Origin of the sequence: Pseudomonas sp. Sample_9, assembly GCF_004307535.1 — a bacterium.
Classification (GTDB): Bacteria; Pseudomonadota; Gammaproteobacteria; order Pseudomonadales; family Pseudomonadaceae; genus Aquipseudomonas; species Aquipseudomonas mercuritolerans.
Genome location: NZ_RAZO01000109.1, coordinates 12,522 through 38,844, shown reverse-complemented (window position 1 = coordinate 38,844; position 26,323 = coordinate 12,522). Strand labels below are relative to the sequence as shown.

The window sequence follows — 26,323 nt, the reverse complement described above, 5'->3', positions numbered from 1 at the left end:
CGAGCAGGCTCGCTCCCACAGTGGATGGGTGGTGTTTTTCAGAATGAGTCACACGTTGTCAGTCGGCGGGCGGGTGAGTAAGCTGCCGATATGAATCAGTCCTCAATTTCCCCATCCTTCCCCGGCCCGCGTGGTCCCGTTGATCACGACATTCGTGATCAGATTGTCGCGGCGGCCAACGAGCATTTCAGCCAGTACGGCTATGCCAAAACCACGGTGTCCGATCTGGCCAAGGCCATCGGTTTCTCCAAGGCGTACATCTACAAATTCTTCGACTCCAAACAGGCGATTGGCGAAGCCATCTGCGCGAACTGTCTAGGGCAGATCGTTGCGGCGGTCGAGCAAGCGATCAACGAAGAAGACCTGACGCCCACCGAGCGTTTCCGCCGACTGGTAAAAACCGTGATCGCTACGGGTGTGAACCTGTTCTTCAACGACCGCAAGCTCTACGACATTGCCGCGTTTGCAGCGGGTGAGAACTGGCCGAGTGCGCAGCGTTACGATGCGCAGATCAAGCGTTTCATCACCGACATTGTCCGTGAAGGGCGCGAGGCCGGTGAGTTCGAGCGCAGGACGCCGCTGGATGAAACCGTCGAATCGATCCATTTGGCGCTTCGACCCTTCGTCAATCCACTGATGCTGCAACACAACCTCGATTTCATCGAAGTGGCGCCCACGCTGACTTCGAACCTCATCTTGCGCAGCTTGATGCCTTGACCCTCTGCTGATCCGAATACTCGGATCAGTTGCCCCAACCCCATCCTGTTCCTGACGCAACTACATTTCCGCTGTTCTGTTTGTGACTCTTGACTGGTATGGTCACTAGGGCAACATGGCCGCCGCAGTTTGGTTATTTCAGTGCTGCTTACTGGGTTCTCGGTTGATCAGCCTCCCGCGAACAACACCAATCGCGGGCCGCGTATTCAGCGTCGAGATCAACGACACCTCGGCGGGCAAGGGTTCGTACAGCGCGAAATACAAGAACAGCGCCAGCGGGCTCGGTACTTCTGTCAGCTATCGCTTCTGATTCAGCGCTGAAAATCGGGCCGATGACTCTGTGACTGTTGACGACATTGGTCACAAGACTGAGAATATGATGATCATCCTATTTTCAGTGAAGGAATTCCATGCGCCGGCTCCGACCTTTCCCCCTCGCGGTATGTTTGTTGCCCTTGGCCCTGACGGCGTGCGGGGATTCCTCCAGCGCAAAAGATCCACGTACCTTGGCGCCGATTGTCAGATCGGCGGCGGTGCAACTGGCAGAAAATGGATCTCGATCATTCACCGGCGTCGTCGCTGCGCGCACCCAGGGCGATCTGGGCTTTCGCGTTTCGGGCAAGGTGCTCGAGCGTCTGGTTGATACCGGCCAGACGGTCAAGCGCGGCCAGCCACTGATGCGCCTCGACCCGATCGACCTCGGCCTGCAGGCGCGAGCCCAGCAAGAAGCGGTGAGCGCCGCTCGCGCCCGAGCCATACAGACTGCCGGTGACGAAGCGCGCAATCGCAAACTTGTCGCCGCCGGCGCTATTTCGGCATCGGCCTACGATCAGTTCAAAGCCGCCGCTGACACCGCCAGGGCGCAGCTCAATGCTGCTGTGGCGCAAGCGGACGTAGCGCGCAACGCCTCGGGCTACGCGGTTCTGGTGGCGGACGCTGATGGCGTGGTAGTGGAAACCCTCGCCGAGCCGGGGCAAGTCGTCAGCCCGGGACAACCGGTGGTGCGGCTGGCGCGGGCCGGTCAGCGGGAGGCCATCGTCCATCTGCCCGAGACCTTGCGCCCCGCGCCGGGCTCAACCGCTCAGGCAAAACTGTATGGCGATACGTCGGCTGCCGTGAGCGCAAAATTGCGTCTGCTTTCCGATTCGGCTGACAGCACAACTCGTACTTTTGAGGCGCGCTATGTGCTCGAAGGCAGTTTGGCCAATGCGCCAATCGGCTCGACGGTCACCGTCGAAATTGCCCAGGGTTCTTCGCCAGATCAGGCGCTGAAAGTGCCCGTCGCCGCGATCTATAACCCGGGCAAAGGCCCCGGCGTGTGGGTCATCGCCGGCACACCGGCGACAGTGAGCTGGCGCCCGGTCGAGGTGCTGGGCTTGAGCGATGATTCGGCCCGTGTCGCTGGCCAGCTCAACGTCGGTGAACCGATTGTTGCGCTGGGCGCGCATCTGCTGCGCGATGGCGAAGAAGTGCGCTTGCTTGCCCACGACGATGGCCAGATTGCCGGGAGTCGTCCATGAGCGAGGGCCGGTTCAACCTTTCCGCTATCGCCGTGCGCCAACGTGCGATCACGGTGTTTCTGATTTTTCTCATCGCCGTTGCTGGCGTCCTGTCGTTCTTCAAATTGGGCCGGGCGGAAGATCCGCCGTTCACGGTCAAGCAGCTGACCGTCATCGCCGCGTGGCCGGGAGCGACCGCGCAAGAGATGCAGGATCAGGTCGCCGAACCCCTCGAAAAACGTTTGCAGGAATTGAAGTGGTACGACCGCTCGGAAACCTACACGCGTCCGGGACTGGCATTCACCATGGTTTCGTTGCTCGACAGCACACCGCCATCGCAGGTGCAGGAAGAGTTTTATCAGGCACGGAAAAAGCTCGACGACGAAGCAATCAAGCTGCCGGCGGGTGTCATCGGGCCGATGGTCAACGACGAGTTCTCCGACGTGACCTTCGCGCTGTTCGCCTTGAAAGCCAAGGGCGAGCCGCAGCGCTTGCTGGTACGCGATGCGGAGACGTTACGCCAGCGCCTGTTGCACGTGCCGGGGGTGAAAAAGGTCAACATCATCGGCGAGCAGGCCGAGCGGATATTCGTTTCGTTTTCCCATGATCGGCTGGCGACGCTGGGCTTGTCGCCGCAGGACATCTTCGCCGCGCTGAACAATCAAAACGTGCTGAGCCCCGCCGGGTCGGTCGAAACCAAAGGGCCGGAGGTTTTTCTGCGCGTCGATGGCGCGTTCGACACGCTGCAGAAAATCCGTGACACGCCTGTTGTCGCTCAGGGCCGAACACTCAAGCTGTCTGACGTGGCCACGGTCGAGCGCGGCTACGAAGACCCGGCAACCTTTCTGGTGCGCAACGACGGCGAAGAAGCGTTATTGCTCGGCGTGATCATGCGCGAGGGCTGGAACGGTCTCGATCTGGGCAAGGCGCTGGATGCCGAGACAGTCAGGATCAACGGGGAAATGCCGTTGGGCATGACGCTGTCGAAAGTCACCGATCAGGCGGTGAATATCGACTCGGCCGTCGGCGAGTTCATGGTCAAGTTCTTTGTCGCGCTGCTGGTAGTCATGCTGGTGTGCTTTCTCAGCATGGGCTGGCGCGTCGGCGTGGTCGTTGCAGCGGCGGTGCCGTTGACCCTGGCGATCGTGTTTGTGGTGATGGCGGCCACTGGCAAGAACTTTGACCGGATCACCTTGGGCTCGCTGATTCTGGCGCTCGGCTTGCTGGTCGATGACGCGATCATTGCCATTGAAATGATGGTAGTGAAGATGGAGGAGGGCTACGACCGCATCAAGGCCTCCGCTTATGCCTGGAGCCACACGGCAGCGCCAATGCTGGCCGGTACGCTGGTGACGGCGATTGGCTTTTTGCCCAACGGCTTCGCGCAATCAACGGCAGGCGAATACACCAGCAACATGTTCTGGATTGTCGGCATCGCGCTCATTGCTTCGTGGGTTGTCGCCGTGGCTTTTACGCCGTACCTGGGCGTGAATCTGTTGCCGGATATCAAGAAAGTCGAAGGCGGGCACGCGGCAATCTACGACACGCCGCGCTACAACCGTTTCCGGCGTGTTCTGGCATGGGTGATCACGCGCAAATGGCTGGTGGCCGGTGCGGTGGTCGCGCTGTTTGCCGTTGCGATTCCGGGCATGGGGCTGGTGAAGAAGCAGTTCTTTCCGACCTCGGACCGCCCCGAAGTGATGATCGAAGTGCAGATGCCCTACGGCACGTCCATCGAGCAGACCAGCGCTGCGGCGGCCAAAGTCGAAGCCTGGCTGCACAAGCAGGATGAAGCAAAAATCGTCACCGCCTATATCGGCCAGGGTGCGCCACGGTTTTTCCTGGCCATGGCGCCGGAGTTGCCGGACCCATCCTTCGCCAAAATCGTCGTGCTGACCGACAACCAGGACGCTCGCGAAACCCTCAAGTTGCGTTTGCGCGAAGCGGTCGCCGAAGGGCTTGCTCCAGAGGCGCGCGTTCGGGCGACGCAGATCGTATTCGGCCCGTATTCGCCATTTCCGGTGGCCTACCGGGTGATGGGGCCTGATCCGGCGAAATTGCGCGACATCGCCGAGCAGGTCAGGGCGGTGATGCAGAACAGCCCGATGATGAGAACCGTCAACACTGACTGGGGGCCGCTGACGCCGACGTTGCATTTCAATCTAAATCAGGACCGCTTGCAGGCGGTGGGGCTGACGTCCAGCGCAGTCGCCCAGCAGTTGCAGTTTCTGCTCAGCGGCGTGCCGATCACGGCTGTGCGCGAAGACATCCGTTCCGTGCAGGTCGTTGGCCGTGCGGCGGGCAATATCCGCCTGGACCCGGCACAGATCGAAGGCTTCACCCTGGTCGGTGCGGCGGGGCAGCGCATCCCGCTGTCGCAGATCGGCCAGGTCGAAGTGCGCATGGAAGACCCGATCCTGCGCCGCCGCGATCGCACGCCGACCATCACCGTCCGTGGCGACATCGCCGAAGGTTTGCAGCCACCGGACGTTTCCGGCGCGATCATCCAGCAGTTGCAGCCGATCATCGAAAACCTGCCTTCCGGCTACCGGATTGAACAGGCGGGCGCCATCGAAGAATCCGGCAAGGCCGGCAAAGCGATTCTGCCGTTGCTGCCGATCATGATCGCCATGACGCTGCTCATCATCATCGTCCAGGTACGCTCGATCTCAGCGATGATCATGGTATTCCTGACCTCGCCGTTAGGCCTGGTCGGTGTGGTGCCGACGCTGCTGATCTTCAACCAGCCATTCGGTATCAATGCGCTGGTCGGGTTGATCGCGCTGTCGGGGATTCTGATGCGCAACACGCTGATTTTGATCGGGCAGATTCATCACAATGAGCAGGAAGGGCTGGCACCGTTCCATGCCGTGGTTGAAGCGACAGTGCAACGGGCGCGGCCGGTATTGTTGACCGCGCTGGCGGCGATTCTCGCGTTCATTCCGCTGACCCACTCGGTGTTCTGGGGTACGCTGGCGTACACGCTAATCGGCGGCACGTTTGTTGGCACCATCATCACGCTGGTGTTTCTGCCGGCGATGTATGCGATCTGGTTCAGGATTCGGCCTGAAAACAGGGGGCAGGTTCAACCCTCGCGTTCGGTATAAGGTCAAGTTTGAAAGAGGCCCGTCAATGACGGGCCTTTTGCTATCCGCGACTAACCCTCTCTCTTGGCTATTGGAGATTTTCAAGTGTGCGGAGTTGACCCTCGTAATTAACCAGGTCCGCCGCTTATACAGGATGTGATTAATAAGCATCACAGTTGTTTGCGAATTTTGCGGATCAGATTTTCCCATCATTGAAAGAATGCGTTTTGCTGTGGCTAACTTGCTGAAATATAAGTGCGAAAATTCATTTATATCTGTTTGAAATAATGCGCCTGATGTTTTGCGCGACTTTCTCTTAAGAAAAACAGTTTTCATTGGCAAACAAGCTGTTAGCTGGTCATTTATTTTTTAAATTGACGCAGCGTAGATGGCGGGGCTAGTTTTTTCTCCAACTTGCTGCGCTGCTTTGTGCGTTATTGCGTATCGCACGATTGAATCTTGTTTGAACGCCATGGCGAATTTCATTTGCCTGGGTATTGGACTTTGTTCGCTCTAAACTTTTTAAAGGGAGAGTCAGTCGTCATGGATTGTTTAAAGGAAACACGAGTCGGCAATGTGCTGTCGGGATGGAATCACTTGTCGGTAGTCGGGCCGATAAATTTGCAGAATACCGCCGGCGCGCGGGTTCAGCTGTCATCGGGCGAATGGCGCGATGATTATATTATGGGCTGGGGATCCTGCCTGTTGGGGCACGATAGTCCGGTCATCAAAAACTCTATTCTCAAGGCACTGGAGCGGGGCTTTCTTCAGCAGTATGAGACCGATGAACATCGTCTGTTGAGTGAGCGGTTCTGTGCGGTCGTTCCCTGCGCCGAAAAGTTGCGGCTGGTCAACTCCGGACTGGAAGCGACCATGTATGCGACGCGTATCGCCCGTGCCGTTACCGGTCGACGCATCATCATCAAGTTCGAAGGGCATTTTCATGGGCTTAATGACTCTTTGACCTGGAACGTGGACTCTTCACCGCGCTCTGGCGCGTTATTGGCGGGAAGAGAACTGGAACGTTTATCGGGCACTGTGGGAATTCCTGACGAATTCGGCAACTTGACGGTTTCGGTTTCATGGAATGATCTGGAAGCGCTGGAAAACGCTTTTGAAAAATACAAGGACGATGTGGCAGGGGTGATCCTGGAACCTGTTGCATTGAATATCGGATGCATTAGACCGGATGAAGGTTTTCTGCAAAATGTGCGTGCGCTGACCAGCCGTAAGGGTGCGCTGCTGATCTTCGATGAAGTGCTCACCGGTTTCCGCGCAAACATTGGTGGTGCGCAAAAGGACTTCGGTGTCGTACCCGACATCGCCGCCTTCGGCAAGGCGTTCGGCTGCGGCATGCCGATCGCGGGTATTGCCGGTAAAGCCGAATACATGGACGTAATCGCACCACGCGGTCCTGTTCAGGTCAGCGGGACCAATACGGGGCGATACCTGTCCGTGTCCGCCGCGCTTGCCGCCATCGAGCATTTGCAGGATGGAACGGTGCACCGGCACATCGCCGCGCTGGAATCGCGCTTGAAGGCCGGGCTTAGGGACGTTTTCGATAAACACCACATACCCTGTCATATCGATGGGTACGGCGGTCGAATCGGCGTCCACATCGGAACCTCCGAACGTCCTCGAACCATGAGAGAGATAGAGCATTTCTACCCGATCGACTTTGCCCAGAAGTTGTTCGCCCTGCTATCCCGTGAGTACAACTTGTATGGCTTTTTGATGCCCCTCAGTTATTGCCCAGAGCCTGTCACCCTGAGTGCATCGCATACGACTGAAATGTTGGCGGACGCCTGTGAGCGGCTGGATTCGGCACTCAAGAGGGTTCAGTACCATGCCAAATGAACCTGTTACGAAGATTCGCCTGCGGCGATTTGCAAAGGCTGACATGGAAGCTGTTCTGGGGTTGGTCGCCCAGATTGCCTCTGGCGAGGATCTTACCGAGTCTGCGGGTCAGCAATTTGCCAATGAACTTGCCAATCCTCAATTTGAGGGGGGGCGATTTGTCGCCACAGTAGACGGACGGGTGATCGGGACGATGGGCTGCGCCGCAGGTCCGATCCCCTCGAAGTATGTCCTGTGGGCAGACTGGTTGATTGTTGATAGCCAATACCGTCGATACGGGGTGGCTTCGTTGTTATATGACGAAATTGAAAAGTACGCTCTGGCAAATGAAAAGACATGGTTATGTCTGGATATAGGAAATATTGACAAAGAACGTGCAGCCTACCGTTTTCATTTACGCAATGGTTTTCAAATCGTCGGGCAGCTTCCCGATTACTGGGGAGAACTTGAACACCTGAACATCATGGCTAAATCTCTTATCTCAAAGGAATGAATCATCATGGGCGTTTTAAGTGACATCACTGCACTGCAGGATGAGGCGGTTTATTGCCGCGAAAAAGGTTTGACTATCGGTCTTTGTCACGGCTGTTTCGACATTGTGCATCCTGGGCACCTTTATCATTTGCAACGTGCCAGAACAATGGTGGATCGATTGTTCGTGTCAGTTACCGCCGACCCATATGTCAATAAAGGAGCGGACCGGCCGGTATTCCCCGATCAAAAACGCGCAGAGTTTCTTGCCTCTATTCGCTATTGCGATCATGTCATCGTAAATCACACACCCACTGCTGAATTGATGATCAAGACGCTACGTCCCAACCTCTATTTCAAGGGTGCGGATTACAGTGACGGGTCAGACGTGAGACTTCAGGCGGAGCGCGCACTGGTTGAAAGCGCAGGGGGGCGAATGATCTTGACGGACGACAAGATATTCGACTCGACGTCCAGAATCGCCCGGCTCGTCATGTCCACGCACAGATGACAGGTAAGCAATCATGTCGGAACTTTTGCTGATTGACCTCGACGGAACAATGATCGACACGCCGCATTTTCAAGCGTGGAGCAACGTCGCTCACAGACTTGCCGGCAAACAACTGACTCAGCGCGAATACATTGACCACATTGCCGGACGTCCTCGCATGGAAGGCGCTTCACGATTGCTGGCGCTGATCACCGATGACATCGGTGCTGAAATGACCGCCTCGCTCAGCGCAGACGAACTGGCGCAGCACAAACAAAAGGAATTTCTACAGCTCTCCCAAGGCACTGAGCTGTTCGAGGACGCAAAGCGATTGCTGGAACGTATTGCACAAGCCGCACAGCCAGTGATGTTTTATACGGCGTCTCTGAATGCGCCGCAATTGTTCGAGGCGGCTATCGAGCGCTCCAGTCTGCGGCAAGAATCAAGGTTATCGATTACCCGACAGGCGCCCGGTCAGAGCCGCGAAGCGCTGATTCAACAACTGGTCGGAAGCCGCGATCCGCAGGATGTCGAGCTGATTGACGACAGTCCCTATGCAACGGATCTGGCCTGTGGCCTGGGGCTCCACGCCTGGCAGATCCGCCGGCATGCTCTTGAGCCCAAGGCTGCTCATCCACAGGCATCAATACTGTCATCGCTTGATGAATACCCCCTGGCAAACCCATCCCAAGGAAGGACCATGAATAATCAATCCGCTGTTCTCGTTACAGGCGGTGCGGGCTACATTGGCTCGCGTCTGGTACCAAAACTGCTGGCTGCCGGTTACCGGGTCCGGGTACTGGATGCGCTTTATTTCGGCAACGGCCTGGAGGGCGTGATGAACCATCCGGCACTGGAATTCATAAAGGGCGATATTCGCGATCCGCTGCTCGTCGAGCAGTCGCTTCGGGGGATGCACACCGTTGTCCATCTTGCCGCAGTGGCCAATGATCCCAGTTTCAATTCGGCACCCGAACTCGGCCAGTCCATCAATATCGATTGTCTGCCGCATCTCATGAGCAGTGCAAAGCGCCTTGGCTGCCGGCGCTTTATCTATGCATCCTCAGCCAGTGTCTACGGCGTCAATACAGAACCATTTGTCGATGAGCGCCAACCCTGCGTGCCCATCACCGACTACAACCGCTTCAAGGCTGACGGCGAAAAAATACTGTTCGGGCTCACTGATGCATCCTTTGAAACCGTCGCGGTTCGAGCCGCTACCGTGTGCGGCTGGTCGCCTCGCCAGCGCCTGGATCTGACCGTCAATATCCTTACCGCCAGTGCGCTGGCGCGCGGTGAAATTACCGTGTTCGGCGGCAGTCAATACCGCCCCAATGTGCATATCGGCGATCTGACCCGGCTGTATACGATGCTCGTGGAGCGCGAATCGCTGGACGAAGTCTGCGGAACCGCAATCAACGTCGGCTACGAAAACCACACGGTGACCGAGATAGCCGATCAGGTGAAACAGGTTGTCGATCGCTATTTCCTCGTCAACGTGCCGATCACCACTACCCGCAGCGATGATGTTCGGTCTTACCGTCTGGATTCGCGACGGGTGCAGGAGACACTGGGTTTCGAGTTCATCTATTCGATCAGGGATGCCATCGTGGAAATCTGCGAGCAATGGCAATCCGGGAACTTCAACGACAGTGACGATGTGTTGTCCGACACCCGCTATCACAATGTGCGCAACATGCTGCACAAAGACTGGTCGTTCCAGCCGTCTGGGGACACGTCGTGCTGACCATCGCTTATGGAGAGGAGTGCGAGGATATCGTCGGTATCGAGCCGCGGACATCGTCCTTCGCAGCCTGCGTGGCAATGCTGGCCAATCCCTTGATCGGCGTGCGCCCGCATGTGCCCAGTGCCTCGCCGCGCACACGGCGAACGCAACTGCTCTGCGCGGGGGTCTATGCACCCGGGGTCGGCGTTTCGCGGGAGATCATTTCTTTGCCAGCGCCGGCAGTCCTGCGCCTCTACGATGTGGACACGGGCGAACCTCTCGAGCCATCAGGCGATGGACCGGCGGTGGTGTTGGCAATGGATCAGGCGACAGTCAGCAGCCGCGAGCTGTTCCAACTGCGGGGCGTCCGTTATGAGCTGACGATTGATCAGTTCATTGATGCCCCTGATGACAGCGCCGTGTCGACCCGCATCAGTCTGACTCGACTGGGCGAGCCGACCGGTGCGCACCGATTGCGACTGGATTACGGCGTGGATGGCAGTGCCGAGAATGAATACCTGGGCACCAGTGACTGGCTGACCGCCCGACATTACCGTTTTGGGCAAAGTGTTGTCGATCGAACGGCCTTCACTGTGGATGTCGATGCCGCAGAGTATCGGCTGCGCTACGACGTACGTGTCGAACAGTCCGGTTCAGCGGCGAGTTCCGTTGTTTGCTGGCGACACGGCCTGCAGGGTTGTATTGCTTCCGTCACCATGGATTTCAACTCGGTGCTGCAGCATCGCATCGCCACGCATTGGCGGGTTGCAATCGATGGCGAGCACAGTATGCCCGACGCGCTTTCTGGCGACTTCGATGTGACCCATATCCAGAGCAGCCATCTTGACCGATGGAGCAGGATCTGGAGCGAGCATGACGTCACTGTTCAAACCGCGCAGAGACGTACCGATCTGGGCATCAAATACGCGATGTTTCAATTGCTGCAGCACGGCGTGGGAGTCGCACCCCCCGAGCGGGGAACGCTCTCGCCGGCGCGCGGCCTGACCAGTACGTATCACTCCGGAGCGACGTTTTTCGATACCGAACTGCACAAGTGCATGTTCTGGATCTGGAACGAACCCGGTGTCGCCAGGGCGTTGATTGACTATCGCTACCACTGTCTGGAACAAGCGCGGGAGTTTGCTCGGGCCAGTGGCTATGAGGGAGCGCGTTTTCCGGAAGCAGCCAATGATCGAGGGCGGGAAAATGGTCCCCATTATGTGCTGGCGTATCCCGAACAGGACATTCGACGAGAGTGGAGTGTCCATGAGGTGCTCCACATTTCGGCAGACGTTTGCTATGCCGTGAACAAATACTGGAAGGTCACCGGTGACGATGCGTTCATGATCTCTCGCGGCTTTGAAATGCTGCTTGAGTGCGCCCGTTTCGCCGCGTCCGTGTTCAAGTGGTCCGAGAGTCGTCAGGCGTATGTCGTTGAATCGGTCATGGGGCCGGACGAATACCACTATCATGTGGACAACAGCTTTTTTACCAATTACATGCTGCGCTGGTGTCTCCGGTCAGCGCTTTCCCTGTGCGACCGGCCGGGGTTTCCGGGATTGCCCGAGGGCCAGTCCAGGCGCTGGCAATCGATAGCCGATAACGTCTTTCTGCCCTGGATCACTGTGGGTGGCGTGGTCATTCCTGAAGAGTTCGAGGGTTATGCCGCCTTACCTGACACGCAGCTGCGTTCCGACAAAAAGCGTGGGCCGCAGTTTGCGGGCGAGGCCGAACGGGAGAGCGCAGAGAATCTGCAGAATTTCGCGTCGCAGGTGGTCAAACAGGCGGACATCGTGTTGTTGATGTCGATGTTCCCAGAAGATTTTTCAACGGACGTGAAACGCGCAGCGTTCCAATATTATGAACCGCGTACGGTGCATGAATCGTCATTGAGCTACGGCCCGCACGCGGTTGTCGCCGCGCACTTGGGCAAGACGTCGATCAGTGCCGATTTCATTGCTCGGGCCAGCCGCTACAACCTGGATTTCACCCCGCTCGACGACTACAGCAATGGCCTGCATCTTTCCGCCTATGCCGGAGCCTGGCAGGGCTTGGTGGAAGGGCTGGCAGGACTTGATCTCATTGCGGACCAACTGGCCTTCCGCCCGAGGTTGCCCGCCGATTGGGATGCCTACCACTTCACCCTTGAGTTTCGGGGCCGCCGTCTGCGCATTTGCGTAATCGGAGACGATGAGCTGGAAATCCGCGAGGGCGGCCGGCAGTTGCCAACCGAACGTGGCCAGGATGGATATATATGCCTCAAGGAGGGGCACCGATGATTTCTATCAAAGAACGCTTGTCCCCCTATAACGATGCGCTGCGAGTCTTGCCTTTTCGCAAGTTGCTGATCGGCCAGGGCCTGTCGATGGCCGGCGACGCCATCTGTCTGGCGGCGCTGCCGATAGCGCTGATCCGCCACGGTTTTGGTGGTGATGTGTTTGGCTTCATCATGGCCGCAGTCGGGGTAGGGACCGTCATCGGTGCTCTGGCCGGAGGGATGCTGGCGGATCGCAAGTCGCCTCGACAGGTGCTCATCTACACCGATACGGCCCGAGGCATGGCGCAGCTTGCGGCCGTCGCACTGCTTCTGACCGGTGCGCCTTGGGGCTGGCTGGTGCTGGCCTATCTGATCTTCGGCATCGGCATCGGCGTTTCTCGGCCCTGCGCGCAGGTGCTGCTGGTCAGCCTGTTACCCAAAAAGGCGCTGGTCGCGGGCAACGGCGCGATGAACTTCCTCGATAACCTGGTCGCCATTCTGTTTCCGGCGACGTTGGGCGTGTTCATCATCTTGTGGGATCCGGTCTGGGGGATACTGATCGATGGCTTGACCTTCTTCGGCGCGGCGATTTACACCGCTCAGTTACCGAATGTCGGCCGTCATGAATCCGAAGAAGAGTTCTCCCTGCGCGAGGCGTTCAAGGGCATCACCGTGGTCAGCCGTAACGCCACGCTGCTGCTGGGGTTTGCGGCGACGCTGGTGGTGAACGTGCTGTGTTTTCCGATTTTTCTGGTCGTTGCACCCTACGCGATCAGTCTTCGTTTCAGCGAAGAAATGTGGGGATATTGCCTGGCAGCATCAGGGTTCGGCGCTTGTCTCGGATCGGTTGTCACCGTGCTGGCCTCGGGGCACGAACGCCTGGTGGGCCTTGCTGTGGTATGCGGGTTGTTCCTGGCCGGAGCGATGGCGTTACTCGGGCTGGGAACGGCGGCATGGATGGCGGTTCTGGGGGCGACGTTCGTCGGTATCGTCGAAGCGTCCTGGCTCACCGGCTGGGCAACCGCCATGCAAACACTGTCGCCCGAAAAGGATCTGGGCAAAGTCGTGGCGGTGGATACCTTTGTCACCAGCGGTGTGCACCCGTTCATTTATCTGGGCAGCGGCGTAGTCGGCGGGATGATCGGCTATTCCCAGACGCTTGCGTTGACCGCCGTCATCAGCGCGGTTGGCACTCTGCTGATCGTCCTGACGTCCATCATGTTCATGCCAGGGAGTGCGCGTAATGATCAAGTGCAATAACGTACAGGAACAGGCCCAGGATCTCTGTGGCGAGATCTTTGAACGCTGGCGGGAGCTGTTGCAATCGGGCGAGTTCATTCTCGGCGATCAGGTTCTGGCGTTCGAGTCATGGATGTCGGATCGTTGTGGCGGCGCGCACGCCGTTGCCCTCAATTCAGGCACGGATGCGCTGTTTCTGGCATTGCGCGCGCTCGATATCGGCCCCGGTGACGAGGTGATCACCTGCGCCAATACCTTTGTTGCCACTGTCGGAGCCATTGTTGCTGTTGGTGCCCGGCCGATCCTGGCAGATGTGGGTGACGATGAACTCCTGAGCGTCGAGACGATTGCGCCACTTGTGACTGATCGGACCAAAGCCGTGATTCCTGTCTATCTGCGCGGACGCCCTCTGGATATCGACCCCATCATCGACCTGTGCCGCTCGCGCGGGGTTGCCGTGATCGAGGATTGCGCTCAGGCGATCGGCACTACGATCGATGACCGGCAAGTCGGCACTCGCGCTGATGCGTCAGCGTTTTCCATGCATCCGTTGAAGACGCTCGGTGGTCTGGGTGACGGTGGGATGCTGGTGACTCGCGATCCGGGAATTGCCGAATACGCGCGGATTGCACGCAATCACGGCCTGGAAAACCGTAACGAATCGATCCGGTTCGGCATCAACTCCAGACTCGACTCGTTGCAGGCAGCAGCACTCAACATCAAAGCGCAGTATCTGGATCAGTGGCTGAAGCGACGCGTGGAAATTGCCGCGTTCTATGATGACGTCCTCTCGACAACCCGCACGGGCACTGACCTGGGGCGCGGCAAACCGGGAAATGCCTACTATCACTATGTCGTGCAATCCACGCATCGTGACGAGTTGCAGGCTTATCTGGCAGAGCACGATGTGCAAGCGGCCATTCATTATCCGGTGCCCATTCATTGGCAGAAGGCATGGTTGAGCAGTCAGCCGCGCATTGCGTTGCCCACAACCGAACGCCTGTCCCGGCAAATGATCACACTTCCTTGCCACCATCATTTGTCGGATGGCGATGTGGAAAAGGTCGTCACGCTGATCAAGCAATTTGAACGCGCGGTGAGGTGGTGAGCGTCGATATCGAATGTGTCGTGATTGGCGCCGGAGTGCTCGGGCTGGCTGTCGCCCGGGCCCTGGCCTTGAGCGGCCGTGAAGTGATTGTGGTGGAGGCGGCTGAACGCATTGGCACGGGCATGAGCTCGCGCAATTCAGAAGTCATTCACGCCGGCATCTACTACCCCACTGGCAGCCTCAAGGCGCAAATGTGCGTCGACGGCAGGCATCGCCTGTATGCCTTTTGCGAAGCGCACGCAGTAGCGCGCCAACCTCTGGGCAAGCTTGTTGTCGCAACCGATGAGGCGCAGTGCGGGGCATTGCAGCGGTTATGGCAGCAGGGACGGCGCAATGGGGTCAACGACCTGCAACTGCTCAGCGCCCGGCAGGCGCTGGAACTGGAGCCTGAGTTGTCATGTATCGCGGCACTCTGGTCGCCCTCTACCGCAATTGTCGACTCCCATGCCTTGATGCTTGCCTTGCAGGCAGACGCCGAGGCGGCGGGCACCTCGTTTGCCTTTAACACGCCGTTCGAATCGGCCTGTCGTCGCCCGCAGGGTTTTGAGTTGCAGATCGGCGGTGCGCAACCCATGAACGTCAGCTGTGGCGAACTGATCAACTGTGCGGGCTTGTCTGCGCCCCAGCTTGCGGGTCACATTGTCGGTCTGTCTTCACGATACGTCCCGTTGGCCAGGTTGTGCAAAGGCAGCTACTTCAGCTTCAGCGGTCGGATACCTTTTCGCCATCTCATCTATCCCGCGCCCGAAGCCGCGGGTCTTGGCGTGCACATGACGCTTGACCTGGGGGGGCAGGCGCGTTTCGGACCGGATGTCGAGTGGATCGATCAGGTTGATTACCGTGTGGATCCTCAGCGGGCCGAAGGTTTCTATCAGGCGATTCGCCGCTATTGGCCCGGCCTGCCCGATGGCAGCCTGGAACCGGCCTATAGCGGCATCCGCCCGAAAATCAACGCCGTACACGAACCGGCGGCGGACTTTGTCATCAGTGGCCCATCGGCGCATGGAGTGCCGGGGCTGGTTAATCTGTTCGGCATCGAATCTCCAGGATTGACGAGCTGTCTCGCCATCGCGGAGCGTGTCGTACAGGCGCTCGGGCAAAATTGACCAGCCTTTGTCCAGAGGGGGTCACACGTCCAATTCGATCAGCTCGCCATCTTCCTTTTCCAACCGCTGCAAAAACACCTGCGCCTCCAGCAATTGATACGGAAAATACAGCCCCGGCCTTACCGGCGCTTGCCCATCCAGCCCAACCAGCCGCTCCAGCAACATGGCCACACTGAGCCCGGTCAACGCCGCTGCACCTGCGCGGTGAACCACGGCGTGGCGGGTGCGCAATGGCTGGCCATCGTGATCCGTGCCTTCAAGTTCGATGAGTATTTCCGTCGACATCGGCTGGCCCTGACGCCGGGTCGAGCTGATGCCGCTGGCAAGGTTGAACTCGACGTTCGGCGCGTCGGTGGCGGCGGCCAGGCCTGTCACGTCGATGGAAGAAAAACCGGCGCCCTGCATGATTGTGCCGTCGACGGCGCGGAAGCTGACCTTGGCGTCGTCGCCTTCACGCCAGATGAATTCGCCGTCACGGCGGGTCAGCGCGGCGGGCAGCATTTTGTTCAGGTGTTCGAAATCGACGGCTACGGTCGGGCCGCCGCCGTCCTGTTCGTCGACCAGTGCATGAATGCGGATGTCGTGCACGCGGGCGAATGCCTGGGCGATGTGCAGCGTCGCTACCGTGGTGGCGCCGACCATCCATTCGTAGCCGAGGACAATGGGCGACGCGTCGGGCGAGTAAATGAAACTGGCGATTTGCGGGGCGATTTCGAACACGCCGGAAGAGATGCTCAAGTGCGGCACCTTGCGCTTTTGCGCAAAGCGCAGCCCGGCGAGGGCGTGGTCCATGTAGAACAGGGCGATGGCGCTGACCGGGCGATCACCCAGCCCGAGGTCTTCTGCGTGAGCGTCGATGGCCACACCTTGGGCATTGCCGATTTGCGCGGCGGTTTGCTCAGCCTTGGCGAGATCGCGCCCGCCGATCAGCAAGGGAACATCGGGATGCGCCGCGCGCAATGCGAGAGCCGTCTGATGGCCGATGGCGCCGGAGCCGCCCATGAACAGAATGGGATGAAGTGGCATGAATCCTCCTCATTTTTCCTGGATTGAAACGTGCTTGGGCCAGACACCCTAGCACGCACTTTCCAGTTCGCCGGTGCGCCTGGCCTGCGCACCGACGAACGACCACTGGAGGAGTCAGCCCAGATGATGCCGCTCTGCAAGGCGATAAACATCGGTGTCGAGGCCTTCGAAACGGGCTTTCAACTGCAACGCCAGATACAGCGAATAGTGCCGTGACTGATGCAGGTTGCCGCCGTGAAACCAGAGATTCTGCTGCTGGGTCGGCTTCCACATGTTGCGCAGTTCACCTTCATACGGGCCGGGGTCGTTGGTGGTGCCGGAACCTAGGCCCCAGCAGCGCCCGACCTTGTCGGCGACTTGCTGGGAAATCAGCTTCGCGGCCCAGCCGTTCATCGAGCCATAACCTGTCGCATAAACGATGAGATCGGCCGGCAGGCGGCTGCCATCGGTGAGCACCACCGCGTCCGCTTCGATGCGTTCGACGCCGAGGCCCGGCGCGCTCTTGAGCTTGATGGTGCCGTTGGCGATCAGTTCCGAGGCGCCGACGTCGATGTAGTAACCCGAGCCACGGCGTACGTATTTCATGAACAAACCCGATTCATCGTCGCCGAAATCGAGCATGAAACCCGCCCGGCTCAGGCGTTCATAGAAGTCCTTGTCGCGCTCCTTGATCGCGTCGAAGATCGGCCGATGAAACTGTGGCATTACCTTGTACGGAATCGATGCGAACAGCAGATCGGCCTTGTCCGTGGTCAGACCCGACTCGAGCGCCTCTTCGGAATAAAGCCCGCCGAAAACCAGTTCCATCAGGCTGTCCGAACGCACGATGTGCGTGCTCGAACGTTGCACCATGGTCACCTCGGTGCCGTTTTCCACCAGATCGGCGCAGATGTCGTGGGCTGAATTGTTCGCGCCGATGACCACTGCGCGCTTGCCTTTCCACGCATCGCCGCCGGGGTGACGGCTGGAGTGATGTTGCTGGCCCTGGAAGTCTTCGGCGCCTGGATACACCGGCACATTCGGTACGCCAGACATGCCGGTGGCGAGGATCAGTTGCGTCGGTTGCAGGGTGACGGGCTCGCCGTTGCGCAGGACCTCCACGGTCCAGCGATCAGTCTGTTCATCGAACGTAGCGCCGAGGCATTCAGTGCGCGGCCAGTAGTTGAGTTCCATGACTTTGGTGTACATCTCCAGCCAGTCGCCGATCTGGTCTTTCGGGGTGAACACCGGCCAGTGGTCGGGGAAGGGCAGGTAGGGCATGTGGTCGTACCAGACCGGGTCGTGCAGGCACAAAGACTTGTAGCGGCCGCGCCATTGATCGCCGGGGCGTTCGGCTTTGTCGATGATCAGCGTCGGTACGCCCATGCGTTTGAGCCTTGCGCCGAGGCCGAGCCCGCCCTGACCGCCGCCGACGATCAGGCAGTACGGTTGCGTGGTGATGCCCAGCGCCGCTTCTTCATCGCGGCGGCGCTCCAGCCAGTTGCGCTTGTCAGCGTGGGCATGGCCGTGGCTCGCCCCCATGGGCCGGCGGCGGCCGCTGGGTTCTTCGTAACCCTTGAGTTCGCGCATGGTGGTCAGCAGCGTCCAGCACAAACCGTCCTTCAGGCGCACGTAGCCTTTGCCGCGCGCAGTGTCGGTTTCCAGACTCATCCAGCCTTCAAGCACGCCATCGGTGAGCGTGGCTTCACCTTCGAGTTGCCAGCGTTCGGGCCGGGTCTGCTCAAGGCGTGTTTCCAGCATGTCGCGAATCGCCGGTTTGCCTTCCAGGGTGACGAGGTTCCAGCTGAACAGCAGCAAGTCACGCCAGTGACATTCTTCGGCAAACAGCTCCAGCGTGCCGTCCACATCTCGTTGCGCCAGACGTTCGCCGAGGCGTTCGACCCAGGCCGCAAGTTGCGCTGTTGGCGATTGCAAAGGGGTTTCAATAGCGATGTTCATGGGGCCACTCCCGATCTTGTTGTTTTGGTAAGCCATGGCGTCAGAGCAAGGCTTGGGCCATCTCCTTGAAAGACGCGGGCCAGAGCGTTTGATGCAAAGGCCGACAAGGCTTGGCGCAAGCGACATGTCACAAATTCGAGAATCGCGGATGACACTGTGTCACTCGGCGCGAAATTCCCCCGCAACGAGCTTTTCATCTAAGCTGCGGACACACCCGTGTCTTCACCGAAGCGGAGAACAACAACAATGAAACCGGCCTCGATCAGCGCCCACGCGCGCCAGGTACTGCAAGCGGTGCAGGGCTCTGTTGCCAGCCACAGCGCGGCGGCAGACCTGGCGATCACCCGTTCGTGGCGGCGTTGCCTGGATCAATACCAGCTCGATCCGGCCAGCCGCCGCGCGCCGGATGTGCTCGAACAGGCGCGTTTGCGCGAACACCGTGCGCCGCTGGAACACATCATTTCCGTGGCGCACTGGCAGATGAACAGCCTGCACCAGCAACTGGGACGTGACGGCCATGTCGTGCTGCTCACCGATGCACGCGGCGTGGCAATCGACAGCGTGTTCAACGAAGCCGAACGCGGCGAGTTCCAGCGCTCCGGGCTGTGGCTCGGCTCGGTCTGGAGCGAGGAGCACGAGGGCACCAACGGTGTCGGCACCTGCCTGGTCGAGCGCCAGCACGTGACCATTCGCCGCGACGAGCATTTTCGTGGCCAGCACGTCGGCCTGACCTGTTCGGCCAGCCCGATATTCGACGCCAGCGGTGAGTTGCTCGCGGTGCTCAACCTGTCCTCCGTGCGCGAGGAAAGCAGCCTTGAGCAACGCTTCAAGGCCATGGCCCTGACCAATCTGTCGGCCAGGTTGATCGAGAGCTGTTTTTTCCTCGGCCACGATCCGCAACGCTATTTGCTGCGGTTTCATCCGGATGCCGGGTTTGTCGGGCTGCTGGGTGAAGGCCTGCTCAGCTTCGACGAGAGTGCGCGGATCTGTTCGGTGAATGCGGCGGCGCTGGATCTGTTGGGCCTGAGCCGCGGGCAGATGGTCGGGCAGTCGTTGACTATGCTGCTGGAAACGCCGATGGAGCAGTTGCTCAATCAGGCCAGTGCCCAGGCGCACGTCTGCTGGCCGATGCGGTTGATAGATGGACGCCTGTTCTACGGCCAGTTGCGCGAACCGATCCGCTCCGCGCCATTGACCCTTGCGCCTGTCCCGCCAATCAAGGATGAGCGCGTGTGCCTGGAAGACCCGCGCCTGCAACGCGGATTCGCTCGCGCGTTGCGTGTACTGGAGCGTGACGTGCCGGTGTTTCTGCAGGGTGAAACCGGCACCGGCAAGGAGGCCTTTGCGGCAGCGCTGCATCGCGCCAGCTCGCGCGCCGGCCAGCCGTTTGTCGCGATCAACTGCGCGGCGATCCCCGAGACGCTGATTGAAAGCGAGCTGTTCGGCTATCGCGGCGGCAGCTTCACCGGCGCGCGCAAGGATGGCATGGTCGGCAAGCTTGAGCAGGCCCATGGCGGCATTCTGTTTCTCGACGAAATCGGCGACATGCCCCTCGCGCTACAGACCCGTCTGCTGCGCGTGCTCGAAGAGCGCCAGGTTGTGCCGCTGGGCAGCGCAACGCCGCGACCGCTTGATGTACGCCTGATCAGCGCCAGTCACCAGAATCTGCCAGCCTGCGTGGCCGACGGACGCCTGCGCGAGGACCTGTTCTATCGCGTTGGCGGTTTCGCCGTGGAACTGCCACCGCTGCGCGAGCGTTCCGACAAGGGCCGTCTGCTCGACCTGCTGCTGCGCGAAGAAGCGGCGGGTGCGAATGTGCGGCTGGAAGCGGGAGTTCGACAACACTTGCTGGCTCAGCCCTGGCCGGGCAACGTCCGGCAACTGCGCACCTGTTTGCGTACGCTGGTGGCGTTGGCGGTGGACGGCCGGGTCACGCTGGAGGACGTGCACGAGTTACTGCCCGCAAGTGATGACCAACCTGTTGACGATCCACTGGGCGTATCCGAACGGCAAACTCTGCTCAGCTTGATTGAAGCTGAACACTGGCATGTCGCGCGTGTTGCCCGTCGTCTGGGGATCAGCCGCAATACGCTGTATCGCAAGCTTCGTCAGTACGGGATCAATCGACCTGGTTGAAGACAATTGCGATCATTTGCGTTCATTCGCTGTTGATTGCGTGCATTGCCGGGAATTTGCTTGGATCCAATCATTAACTCACTATATCGCACGCCGACAAGCGGTAGGCTGAGCCTATTGCTAGAAGTGATGGCGCAATGACATATTGCAGCACCTTCCCTCACTTCAAGATGTACCGAAAATGCGCCCCCTCAAGTCACTTGTTGCAGCCTCGTTGCTGCTCAGCGGGTGCAATGGAATGCCAGTCGCTTTTGTTCAGGATCCTGTTTTAGACCAAGCCTTTGTCGTTCACTCCGGAGCGCCTTTGCCTTACCTGCTGATGGGTTCGGCTGTGCAATGGAATGAAGACTTCGCCGTGACGGTAAAGCACATTCCTTACTTGTCGGGCACGGTTTTCCAGGGGCAGGCAGACGTGCAGTTCTTCCGTCACAAGGCCACTAGCGTGCCGGCGTGGCGCGGCTACAAGCCGGGTGAAGAGCTGACTTCGGTGGGCTTCAATTCGCTGTACATGTCGGTCAAGGGCACCGGCCAGGCCTTGCCGGCCATGGTTCGCCTCGACGTCAAAGAGGGCAACGTGCTTTACGGCACCCACAATGGCGCATTGGCCAAAGGCATGTCCGGCGGGCCGGTGTTTTCCGCCGACGGGAAAGTGGTTGGCATCAACGTGGCGTTCCTCACCCGTGACGACGTCAGCCGCCTCAAGCGCAAAGACTTGCTCGATCAACCGCGCGTAAGCATCTTTTTGCCGTACGCGGAGATCAATCGCGAGTGGTCGCGCTATCAGGCCAGTATCACTCCAACGACTCCTCCAGCGACCAAACTGGCCAGTCGCTGATCAGCGTTCGCGCAACGCTTCGCGGGCGCGGTTGAGTGGTTTGATCAGGTAGTCGAGCACGGTTTTTTCGCCGGTACGGATGTCCACCGTGGCGATCATCCCGGGCACGATGGCGAAGCGTTTGCCGGCCTTGTTGCGCAGTTCATCCGAAGCGGTGCGGATGAACACGCGGTAGTAGAAGATTTCCGGCTTGGCTTCGTCCTGAATCGTGTCCGGCGAGATCGTCACCACCTCGCCGTCGAGGCTGCCGTAGATCGAATAGTCATAGGCGGTGATTTTCACTTTCGCCGCCTGGCCCGGGTGAATGAAGGCGATGTCGCGCGGCGAGATGCGCGTCTCGATCAGCAGTTGTTCATCGAGCGGCACGATCTGCATGACCTGGCCGTTAGGCGCGATGACGCCGCCAATCGTGCTGACCTCGATGTCCTTGACGATGCCGCGCACCGGCGAGCGCAGGGTCAGGCGCGACAGTGAATCGGTGCGCCCACGGATCACCGCTTCGAGCATCTGCGCTTCGGCGTTGGCCTTGGCCAGGTCTTCGCGGGCGCGGACCATGTAATCGGAGCGGGCTTCGGTTGCTTTCAATTCCAGCTCCGAGCGCTGACGGGTCAGGCGCAGCACTTCGACCCGACTCGAGGCGCCGATCTTCGCCAGGTTTTCAGTGATCGCCAGTTCGCTGCGCACCAGTTTCAGCGAGCTCTGAATACCGTCGAGGGTTTCTGCCAGACCTTTGCGCCGGGTCTGGTAGAGCTCGGTTTCGGCGCGGATCAGATCGGGAAATTCCTGCAGCGATGCGTCGAAGGTCAGCGGCTTTTCGCTGACTTCGGCCTGCAAGCGGTTGACGCTGGCCAGCGCCGCGCGGTACTTGGCCGCGCTTTCGCCGACGTTGGACTGGTTCTTCACCGGGTCCAATTGCGCGAGAATCTGCCCACGCTCGACCAAAGCACCTTCGCTGACATTGAGCTGCTCAAGAATGCCGCCCTCCATCGACTGAATCACCTGTTCGCGCGAGCTGGGCACCACTTTGCCGGTGCCGGTCGAGACCTCGACGATCTCGAACCACGCCGCCCAGGCAATGAAGCAGGCAAGCATCAGCGCGCAACCCCAGATCACCTTTGCGCCACCGGCAAGTGCGCGCTCATCGCGGCCGTCGAGATAGGACATCGGGTCCGGCACATCGGTCATCATCGGCTTCATACCGCCACCCCTTTGCCCGGTGCGCGCAGCCGCGCCAATGCCGCGTCGCGGTGGTCGTCAATGACGATACGCCCGTTGTCGAGGACGATGATCCGCTCGACCAGTTGCAACACACTGACCCGGTGCGTGGCGACCACCAACGTTCGACCCTGGGTCCAGGTCGCGAGTTTTTCCAACAGCAGCCGCTCGGTGACGTCATCGAGCGCGGCCGTCGGTTCGTCGAGCAACAGCACTTGTGGCTGACGGATCAACAAGCGTGAGAGCAACAGGCTCTGACGCTGACCGCCGGACAAACCCAACCCGCCCTCGAGTACCAGATGATCCATGCCTTTAGGCAACTGCCGAACGAAATCCAGCGCGCCAGTGACAGTCAGCGCGGCGATGATTTCCTGATCGCTGGCCTGACCGGCGCCGAGGGTGATGTTGTCGCGCAAGGTGCCGTGAAATAGTCGCGCCTGTTGCGACAGCAGGCCGACGTCGCGGCGCAGATCGGCCGGATCCAGATGTGCCAGGGCGATGCCGTCCAGAGTGGTTTCACCGCTGCTCAGATCCATCGCGCCGCCCAGTGCTTGCAGCAACGTCGACTTGCCGGCGCCGTTGCGGCCGAGCAGGGCGATGCGTTCGCCGGGGCGGATGCTCAGGTCGATGTTGTTGAGCGCCGGGGTCGATTCCTCGCTGTAGCGAAAACTGGCCTGACGCAGGCGGTAGTCGCCGCGAATCGCCGGCAGGTGCACGCGCTGACTGCCTTCGGGATGATCCACCGGCATCTGCATGATCCGGTTCAAGCCTTCGAGCGCGACCTTGGCCTGCTGCCATCGGGTGAGCACGTGGGTCAGTTGCGCCATCGGCCCCATCATCCGCGACGACAGAATCGACGCCGCGACCAGACTGCCGGTGGTCAGGTCGCCGGCAATCACCATCGGCGCGCCGAACACGATGACCACCGCGAACACTCCGCCTTGCACGTTCTGCGTCCACGCCACCAGGCTGTTGGTCAAGGTGCGCAGGCGCAGGCTGCTGTCCGCCGAGGCGGCGTTGTACTGGTTCCACTGTTGCTGGAAACGCTGCTCGGCCTGCAATGCCTTGATGTCGTCGAGGCCTTGAATACTTTCCACCAGCATGGCGTTGCGCAGCGCCGCTTCACGCATTGATGCATTGGCCAGTCGCGCCAGACGTGGTTGCGCGATGATCCCGGGGAGCAACATGAACACCAGCGCCACCAGTGGAATCAACACCAGTGGCCCGCCGATCAAATAGAACACCAGCAGGAACAGCAGGAAAAACGGCATGTCCGCCAGTGCCGTGGCGGTGCTGGAGGTGATCAGATCGCGGATCTGCTCCAGCTCGCGCAATTGCGAAATGAACGAACCGGTGGATTTCGGCCGCGCCGAATTACGCAGACGCAAGGCGTGGCCAAAGACCAGATCGGAGACGCGCAAGTCGGCGCGTTTGCCCAGCACATCGGTGATGCGCAGACGCAGAATGCGCATGACGAAATCGAACAGCAGCGCCAGCATCACCCCGCCGAACAACACGTACAGGGTCGGCAGCGACTCGGCCGGAATCACCCGGTCGTACACCTGCATGGAAAACAGCACGCCGGCCATGCCCAGCAGGTTGGCGACCAGCGAGGCGATCATCACTTGGCTGTAGGGGCGCAGGTCGGTGAGGACGATGCGCCGGAACCAGTGCTCGTCGTAGGGCTTGATGTAATCGTTGGTGCGCACGTCCGCCACTGGTTGCGTCGGACGCAGAATCACCGTGCGCAATGCCTGCTCGGCGAGCGCGCCAGCCTCCATGCGGCTCTGCAAACCCTGATCGCCACTGAAGCAGATGCCCAGCTCGCCGGTTTCGCCGATGCTTTCGAGCACGCCGACCTGACCGTCGCGCAGTTGCACCACCAGCGGCGTGCGCCAGCGGCTCAGGCTCTTGTTGTCGAACACCGCGAATTTGACGCTCAAACCGGCCTGACGCGCCATGTGCCGAACCACTTCTTCGACGCGGCCTTCGCTGTGCACCGAGGCCAGGCGCACGCTTTCCGGGGAGACGTCGAGGCGATAGTGGCGGGCGACCTTGAGCACCGCTTCCAGCCATGGCGAATAATCTTCGCGAGCCTCGGCAGCGGCGGGTTCGGGAACAGTGATGCTGGCATCGGTCATGGCAGGATCTCGACATTCTGGATGGCGCTGTGGTCGATGCCGAAGACCCGGCGAATCGCACCGCTGTTGTAGAAGCAGTCGATCTGCAGGCGTTGCAGATCAGCCTGGGTGTTGACCAGATCGAAGCGCGACTGATGGATTTCCTGCTCGGCGTTGAGCAGGTCGAGCAGCGGCCGCGTGCCCAGTTCCAGGTACTGGCGGCCATACAACATGCGCGCTTCGGTGATGCTGGTCTGGCGAAATTCCAGCGAGCGCAGCCGCCGGTTCAGGCCCGAGGTTTGCGCCTGGGCTTCAGCCAGACCCTGGCGCGCTTGCAGACGGGCGAAGTCTTCGGCCGAATCCGCTGCGGTCAGCGCATGCCCGGCGGCGCGGCTGCGCGCACTGATCGCACCGCCCTGATAGATCGGCACTTCGAGGTTGAGGAAGATCCCGACCTGAGTGCGATCGGCGCGCGAGTTCTGATCGTCGTAATGGTCGTCCAGATATTGGTTGACCGACGGTTGCAGCGACAGGGTCGGGTAGGCTTCGGCCTTGGCTTGCGCCAGTTCGGCCTGAGCCTGCGTGCGTTGCGCAGCTGCCTGAAGGACAGCGGGCAGGGTGTCGGAGATCTGCGAGGCGTCGCAGGCCTGAGTCAGTGTCGGCGCGGCGGCGTCGCTGACTGCCGGCGGCGTGCGCCGTCCAAGCAAGCTGGTCAGCGTCGCTTGCCAGCGTGCGTATTGCGCCTTGAATTCCTGCAACGTCGCAGTCGCGCCTTCGGCCCGGGACTGCGCCTGGACCATATCGGAGCGGGTGCTGGCGCCCATGTCGCTGCGCTGTTTGGCCAGGTCGACGATGCCGCCGATGCCCTGAATCTGTTCACGCGCAACCTCGAGCAGACGCTGATAACGCTGCACCTCGATGTAGGCCCTGGCGGTGTCGCGGGCGATGTCGTCGATCGCCAGCAGAATCCCGGCCTGACTGCGCGCCACCCGGGCGCGGGCGGCGTCGACCGAACTGGAAACCTTGCCGAAGTCATACAGCATCTGCTTGAGGGAAATGTTCACCGACTGGCTGCCGGCATCGCTGCCGTAACCGCTGGTGTAGCCACCCTTGATGCCGCCGGTGACCTGCGGGTAATAGCCGGATTCGGCGACGTTGACCCCTTCGCCTTGCTGGAACAGGGTGCCGATCGCTTCGCCGATCCGTGGGTGCCAGTCCACGGCCAGCCTGACCGCTTGTTCCAGACCCAACGCATCCGCATCGGCAGACGCTTTGGAAGCGAGGGCAGGGCGCTGACGATTGTCAGTGCCTGCCGGTTGTTGCAGTTGCGACGGGCTGATGCTGCGCAAGCTGATGTCGAGATTGTCGTCGGCGCGAACGCCGACGGTGAAAGCGGGGTAGAGGCCGATGGTCAACAGGACCACCGGCCATTTCTGGCGAAAAACTGACTCCACAGACTTCCCTTACTGTTGAGAGACCAACGTTCGATGGCTTGTT

Annotated in this window: 18 protein-coding genes and 1 pseudogene; 14 read left to right on the top strand and 5 right to left on the bottom strand. The window is 60.0% G+C overall.

Annotated elements, in window-relative coordinates; genetic code table 11:
- Window positions 1-90 precede the first annotated feature (90 nt).
- The 12 genes and pseudogenes from D6877_RS05655 (at window position 91) to D6877_RS05600 (ending at window position 15,556) form a co-directional block, all read left to right on the top strand.
- Window positions 91-717 (top strand): TetR/AcrR family transcriptional regulator, encoded by a 627-nt coding sequence (locus D6877_RS05655; RefSeq protein WP_130910127.1) that lies wholly within the window; start codon window positions 91-93, stop codon window positions 715-717.
- Between the two features lie 144 nt (window positions 718-861).
- A pseudogene (locus D6877_RS29815) lies at window positions 862-1,027 on the top strand (transporter); the annotation flags it as partial.
- A gap of 100 nt (window positions 1,028-1,127) precedes the next feature.
- Entirely contained in the window at window positions 1,128-2,237 is a 1,110-nt protein-coding gene (locus D6877_RS05645) for an efflux RND transporter periplasmic adaptor subunit (RefSeq protein WP_130910126.1), read from the top strand.
- Window positions 2,234-5,323 (top strand): efflux RND transporter permease subunit, encoded by a 3,090-nt coding sequence (locus D6877_RS05640; RefSeq protein WP_130910125.1) that lies wholly within the window; start codon window positions 2,234-2,236, stop codon window positions 5,321-5,323. Before D6877_RS05645 ends, D6877_RS05640 begins: the two co-directional genes overlap by 4 nt.
- Window positions 5,324-5,761: 438 nt before the next feature.
- The gene (locus D6877_RS05635) at window positions 5,762-7,159 is read left to right on the top strand and encodes an aminotransferase class III-fold pyridoxal phosphate-dependent enzyme (RefSeq protein WP_130910124.1); all 1,398 of its coding nucleotides are present in this window, start codon (window positions 5,762-5,764) and stop codon (window positions 7,157-7,159) included.
- Window positions 7,149-7,652, top strand: a complete 504-nt coding sequence (locus D6877_RS05630; protein ID WP_039758832.1) for a GNAT family N-acetyltransferase — start codon at window positions 7,149-7,151, stop codon at window positions 7,650-7,652. Before D6877_RS05635 ends, D6877_RS05630 begins: the two co-directional genes overlap by 11 nt.
- 6 nt (window positions 7,653-7,658) lie before the next feature.
- On the top strand, window positions 7,659-8,141 hold the full coding sequence (locus D6877_RS05625; RefSeq protein ID WP_039758830.1) for an adenylyltransferase/cytidyltransferase family protein: 483 nt from the start codon (window positions 7,659-7,661) through the stop codon (window positions 8,139-8,141).
- A gap of 13 nt (window positions 8,142-8,154) precedes the next feature.
- Window positions 8,155-9,867 (top strand): NAD-dependent epimerase/dehydratase family protein, encoded by a 1,713-nt coding sequence (locus D6877_RS05620; RefSeq protein WP_130910123.1) that lies wholly within the window; start codon window positions 8,155-8,157, stop codon window positions 9,865-9,867.
- On the top strand, window positions 9,861-12,125 hold the full coding sequence (locus D6877_RS29555; protein ID WP_206662973.1) for a glycoside hydrolase family 65 protein: 2,265 nt from the start codon (window positions 9,861-9,863) through the stop codon (window positions 12,123-12,125). The genes D6877_RS05620 and D6877_RS29555 overlap by 7 nt, the downstream gene beginning before the upstream one ends.
- Complete coding sequence (locus D6877_RS05610; RefSeq protein WP_347233399.1) at window positions 12,101-13,363, top strand: MFS transporter; 1,263 nt, start codon at window positions 12,101-12,103, stop codon at window positions 13,361-13,363. Before D6877_RS29555 ends, D6877_RS05610 begins: the two co-directional genes overlap by 25 nt.
- Window positions 13,347-14,450, top strand: a complete 1,104-nt coding sequence (locus D6877_RS05605; RefSeq protein WP_130910146.1) for a DegT/DnrJ/EryC1/StrS family aminotransferase — start codon at window positions 13,347-13,349, stop codon at window positions 14,448-14,450. Before D6877_RS05610 ends, D6877_RS05605 begins: the two co-directional genes overlap by 17 nt.
- Complete coding sequence (locus D6877_RS05600; protein ID WP_130910121.1) at window positions 14,447-15,556, top strand: NAD(P)/FAD-dependent oxidoreductase; 1,110 nt, start codon at window positions 14,447-14,449, stop codon at window positions 15,554-15,556. Before D6877_RS05605 ends, D6877_RS05600 begins: the two co-directional genes overlap by 4 nt.
- Before the next feature lie 21 nt (window positions 15,557-15,577).
- On the opposite strand, the gene D6877_RS05595 is transcribed toward D6877_RS05600, so the two are convergent.
- The gene (locus D6877_RS05595) at window positions 15,578-16,582 is read right to left on the bottom strand and encodes an NAD(P)-dependent oxidoreductase (RefSeq protein WP_130910120.1); all 1,005 of its coding nucleotides are present in this window, start codon (window positions 16,580-16,582) and stop codon (window positions 15,578-15,580) included.
- A gap of 114 nt (window positions 16,583-16,696) precedes the next feature.
- A complete protein-coding gene (locus D6877_RS05590) occupies window positions 16,697-18,520 on the bottom strand; it encodes an NAD(P)/FAD-dependent oxidoreductase (RefSeq protein WP_130910119.1) in 1,824 nt (607 codons plus the stop codon).
- 246 nt (window positions 18,521-18,766) lie between these two features.
- Between D6877_RS05590 and D6877_RS05585 the strand changes: the two genes are divergently transcribed.
- The gene (locus tag D6877_RS05585; protein WP_130910118.1) at window positions 18,767-20,656 is read left to right on the top strand and encodes a sigma-54-dependent Fis family transcriptional regulator; all 1,890 of its coding nucleotides are present in this window, start codon (window positions 18,767-18,769) and stop codon (window positions 20,654-20,656) included.
- Window positions 20,657-20,960: 304 nt separating this feature from the next.
- Window positions 20,961-21,491 (top strand): trypsin-like peptidase domain-containing protein, encoded by a 531-nt coding sequence (locus D6877_RS05580; RefSeq protein WP_130910117.1) that lies wholly within the window; start codon window positions 20,961-20,963, stop codon window positions 21,489-21,491.
- Here the strand turns inward: D6877_RS05580 and D6877_RS05575 are convergent, their stop codons facing one another.
- The 3 genes from D6877_RS05575 to D6877_RS05565 are packed head-to-tail and all read right to left on the bottom strand — an operon-like array spanning window position 21,492 to window position 26,280.
- The gene (locus tag D6877_RS05575; protein ID WP_038862077.1) at window positions 21,492-22,676 is read right to left on the bottom strand and encodes an HlyD family type I secretion periplasmic adaptor subunit; all 1,185 of its coding nucleotides are present in this window, start codon (window positions 22,674-22,676) and stop codon (window positions 21,492-21,494) included.
- Window positions 22,677-22,684: 8 nt separating this feature from the next.
- Window positions 22,685-24,847, bottom strand: a complete 2,163-nt coding sequence (locus D6877_RS05570) for a type I secretion system permease/ATPase (protein WP_039758810.1) — start codon at window positions 24,845-24,847, stop codon at window positions 22,685-22,687.
- A complete protein-coding gene (locus tag D6877_RS05565) occupies window positions 24,844-26,280 on the bottom strand; it encodes a TolC family outer membrane protein (protein WP_130910116.1) in 1,437 nt (478 codons plus the stop codon). The genes D6877_RS05570 and D6877_RS05565 overlap by 4 nt, the downstream gene beginning before the upstream one ends.
- Window positions 26,281-26,323 lie beyond the last annotated feature (43 nt).